Annotated in this window: 2 protein-coding genes; both read left to right on the top strand. The window is 62.5% G+C overall.

Going from position 1 to position 1,655, the window contains the following annotated elements:
- Nucleotides 1-78 precede the first annotated feature (78 nt).
- Complete coding sequence (locus tag AWB67_RS37335; protein ID WP_087660803.1) at nucleotides 79-1,197, top strand: porin; 1,119 nt, start codon at nucleotides 79-81, stop codon at nucleotides 1,195-1,197.
- A gap of 76 nt (nucleotides 1,198-1,273) precedes the next feature.
- Nucleotides 1,274-1,648: a BON domain-containing protein gene (locus AWB67_RS37340; RefSeq protein WP_087660804.1), complete on the top strand. Its 375-nt coding sequence runs from the start codon at nucleotides 1,274-1,276 to the stop codon at nucleotides 1,646-1,648.
- Nucleotides 1,649-1,655: the final 7 nt, after the last annotated feature.

Consider the following 1,655-nt stretch of genomic DNA (forward strand, 5'->3'; position numbering starts at 1 on the left):
CTCCCTGATTGCGCAGACGCAAAGGGGAAAAGATAACAATCCGGAGACCCCACGAACCTTCGACTTACCAGCTTCGCATTGCTGGGTTTGGCTTCTGCCGCCGCGCATGCGCAATCGTCGGTGACGCTTTACGGCGTGATCGATGCAGGACTGCTCTACCAGAGTACTGCGGCGGCGTCGTTTTCGCCGACCGCGCCCAATCTGGGCAAGATCTACCGCTACAAGGATGGCGGTATCTATGCCAGCTTCTGGGGCCTCAAGGGCAGCGAGGACCTGGGCGGCGGATACAAGCTCAATTTCCGTCTGCAGGGCACGTTCGATACCGGCACGGGCAAGTTCGGCCTCTCCGACACCCCCGGCGTTCCCGCGCAATTCAACCAGTTCGCGACCGTAGGCGTGTCCGGCCCGTTCGGCACGTTCAACGCGGGCCGCCAGATCGTGCCGATGGTCTACGCGATGGCCGAAACCGACGTGCGCGGAGCGCAATACTTCGGCAGCGTGCTCACCGCGTGGCTCGGCATGAACCAGGCAGCCGGCTGGCCCGGAACCAACACGAACGGTCCGATCGGCGCACTGTACGACAGCAACGCGCTCGTGTACGAGTCGCCGAAGTTCTATGGCGCGTCGGTCGCGCTGGAGTACGCGCCAGGCGGCGTTCCCGGCCATTTTCAGGGCGGCACGCGTGAGTCGGCCGTGCTGAAGTATTCGAACTACGGCCTGAACGTGGCCGCGGCGTACTACAACGGCCATGACGCCAATCCGTACCCCGCGACCTTTCCAGCGACCCCTGCCATCCCCGCGACCGGCCAGAACAACAACCGCTTTTACTATCTCGGAGCGCAGTACACGTTTCGCGATTTCTCCGTGTCCGGTGCCTATGCGCATGGCAAGAATCCGGCGAATCCAAACCGCGCCGATCTCGATCTGTATTCGGCTGGCCTCGGCTATCGGTTCACGCCTGCTCTCAAGGTCACTTCAGGCTTCTATTACCTGAAGGACGACAACAATTCAGCTAACCATTCGAGCGAGTTCGCAGTGGGCGCGGAATACAGCTTGTCCAAGCGCACGATGACGTATGCGCAGGTCGGTCACGTTATCAACAAGGGAACGATGAACCAGACGATCGTGTATGGACAGCCGGTGGCGCCGGGCGCATCGACCACTGCCGCGATGATCGGACTGCGGCACAACTTCTGATCCGCGCTGCGCGAGATCTCGTGACAAAGCCGCAGAGGCGCCGATGAGGCGCTGGCAACAACACCTGGAGAAGTAAATGAACGTAACGAAGGCACTCAAGCCGGCATGCGCCGCACTGATCGTTCTCGCATCCGTGAACGCGTGGGCGCAGGCAACCGGAGCGGGCGCGTCATCGGGCACACCGGCGACGGTGGCGTCGGGCGGTGCGGCGTCGATGCCGTCGAAACAGGCGAACCGCGCCCTGCGCAAGAGCGTATATGCCGCACTGGGGAAGGACAAGGCGATCGACGCCGGCAGCATCAGCGTCACCGCGAAAGATGGCGCCGTGACGCTCGCGGGCACGGTGGCGGAAGCGACGCAGATCGAAAAGGCGGCTGCTCTGGCGAAAGGCGTTCCCGGCGTCGTCTCGGTGAAGAACAAGCTCACCGTTCAACGACCGTTCGGCCAATAGCCGCATT

Origin of the sequence: Caballeronia terrestris (assembly GCF_001544515.1) — a bacterium.
GTDB classification, from domain to species: Bacteria; Pseudomonadota; Gammaproteobacteria; order Burkholderiales; family Burkholderiaceae; genus Caballeronia; species Caballeronia terrestris.

Coding starts and splice junctions, on each gene's coding strand:
- AWB67_RS37340 (WP_087660804.1), top strand. CDS start 1,274: ATGAACGTAACGAAGGCACTCAAGCCGGCATGCGCCGCACTGATCGTT.